4 protein-coding genes are annotated in these 2,225 nt (G+C 31.8%); all 4 read left to right on the top strand.

Annotated elements, in window-relative coordinates; translation table 11 throughout:
* Window positions 1–464: YxiF family protein (locus BIV60_RS29970; RefSeq protein ID WP_177177411.1), on the top strand; the 464-nt coding region annotated here is incomplete at its 5' end.
* A gap of 126 nt (window positions 465–590) precedes the next feature.
* The gene (locus tag BIV60_RS27145; protein ID WP_071358777.1) at window positions 591–1,070 is read left to right on the top strand and encodes an SMI1/KNR4 family protein; all 480 of its coding nucleotides are present in this window, start codon (window positions 591–593) and stop codon (window positions 1,068–1,070) included.
* A 113-nt stretch (window positions 1,071–1,183) separates the two neighbouring features.
* On the top strand, window positions 1,184–1,636 hold the full coding sequence (locus BIV60_RS27140; RefSeq protein ID WP_071358776.1) for a hypothetical protein: 453 nt from the start codon (window positions 1,184–1,186) through the stop codon (window positions 1,634–1,636).
* Between the two features lie 197 nt (window positions 1,637–1,833).
* Window positions 1,834–2,225: TetR/AcrR family transcriptional regulator (locus tag BIV60_RS27135; protein WP_141770577.1), on the top strand; the 392-nt coding region annotated here is incomplete at its 3' end.

The raw sequence follows: 2,225 nt of genomic DNA, 5'->3' as shown, positions 1-2,225 counted from the left end.
TTAAGTTACTTCAAATGAAGAGTAAAAGAAATAATATAATTAAAGATATGAAAACTAAAGAAATTCATTTAAATCTTGATTCATTTATTGAACCTCAATATTCCTATGATTTACTTAGAAAATTATTTAACAAAATAGATAACCTTGGTGAAAATAAAGAGGAATCTAAGTTTGAACATAGCACCTATAAAGCTGTAAATCAGCTAAGAATGCTATGTAAGAAAATTCCTAAGCAGCTTCAAGAGAACGAAGTTATTTTGTTTCATTTAAATTATCTTGATACAGGTGCAATTATTTTAAGTTTAGAAGACATCTTTAGAGATATTAATTGGATAGTTAATTTTAGTGGATATTCAAATGGTGAATTTGATTTTGTCGTTGTTGAACCGACATTTAATTTTGGAGTTTGTATTGAAGGGTTTGAATATTGGGATACCTTTACTATATGGGGTTTGTTCAAATAATGGTGGGAAGAGTTGTACAAGGAGTTGCTTTGGCGGCAGCTCCTTTCTTATTGAACAAACGGGGCAGGTAAGTGGGCCAAGTACATGATAAAATTTAGCTAAAATGCTTAAAGAAGGATGTATAAAATGGATATAGGATTATTTAGAAAAGCATTAGAGAAAATTAATAAACACAATATAATGAAGGTCGAATTTAGTACTGGTACAATTAAATTTTTTGAGGATTATCAAATTCCCGAAGATGTAATTTACTTTTTAAAAGAGTTTTCTTTTAGAGAAAACATAAAGTTTAAGCATGTTTATTTTAATATTGTAAATGAAATGCCTGAAGAAAATTTATACGAAGAACACAAACGCTGTCTAGATAATGGTTTGTTTATAATTGGTTATGGACTTAATGGAGACCCCATTGTAATCGATTTAACTACTAAAAAGATAGGTTATATTTTTCATGACGAGTTATGGGAGGATGAAGATGTAAATCCTAGAGAAATTTACATTAGCCTCGAATGTTCTATTCCTCAATTTTATTATAATTCTGTTACGATTGATGATTATCCAGTTGATGGTTATGAAGCTGAAACTTTTATGGAAAATCAAAGTTAAATGATATTTCCTTATTCAACAAATGGGTGCTTATGTAAAAGATGGGGTTCCTACGGCAGCCCTTGTTTCTTGTTTCACTAACGAGGCAGGATCGTTTAGGAAAAGGGGTTTTTATGAATTACTCTGAACTGCTTCAATATCAAGGTTATATTTATTTAAACTCAATATTCGAACCCGAGGATAATACGTTAATCGTCGATATTGATTGTTGTAAAATAAATGGAATATCAGCCGGTCAGAATGATACTTCTTCGTCATATGGCTCCATAAAAGTGGATGACACGCTCCCCATTATTCGCCTTAAATTTGATTGGTATATTGCTTACTCAGTTAGAAACGAGAGTTTTACAGCAATGGATGAGTACGAGATTTATGAAGGAAGGGGTTTTTCGCTTTATTCAAAATCCCGATACTTAGACTTTATTGAAGTTGGTACCATAGCTGAAGATATGTATATTGGACCGTTCAAACATTATGGGATAAATGCTTTAAATCACATAATTGATGTGGTATCGAGTGAACCTCCAACCATTTCAGAAATACAAAGAAATGGTCAACAGGAGTAAGGGAAAACCAGCAAGATTGTGAAGAAATATACTTAGAGTAATGGGTGTAAGAGTTCAATAAGGCGTTGCTGCAGCAACGTTTTTTTTATTGAGTTAAAGGTGCAGGTTTAAGAAAGAAACTTAATCCAATTAACGGATAACATAAAAGTTCAATGATTTTCTTGCGATTTTTCGTACGAATGTACTAAAATAAAATCATGGATAAAAAAAATAAAACAAATAGTCAAAAAGTGATGTCCTTTATCGAAAAAGCCCGTAGAGCCCAAATTGTGGAATGTGCGATTGAGACGATTGCTGAATTAGGTTATGCTCAAGCCTCTTTAGGACAAATTGCAAAACGTGCAAATATAAGTAAGGGGGTTATTTCTTATCATTTTTCAAACAAAGAGGAGCTGCTTGAGCAAGTAGTAATGGAATACTATTTAGCCTGTCAATCTTTTATAAGTCCACAAGTTGATGCACAAACATCTGCCAGAGATATGCTTAATAAATATATTGATTCAAATCTGAATTTTGTTGATGAGAATCGAAAGCATGTATTTGCAGTTATAGAGATTGTTTCAAATGAGAGAACGGAAGATGGGAAACT

It is taken from the genome of Bacillus sp. MUM 116, assembly GCF_001866655.1.
Classification (GTDB): Bacteria; Bacillota; Bacilli; order Bacillales; family Cytobacillaceae; genus Neobacillus.
The sequence above is the reverse complement of the archived record's forward strand: the minus strand, read 5'-3'. Positions and strand labels throughout refer to the sequence as shown.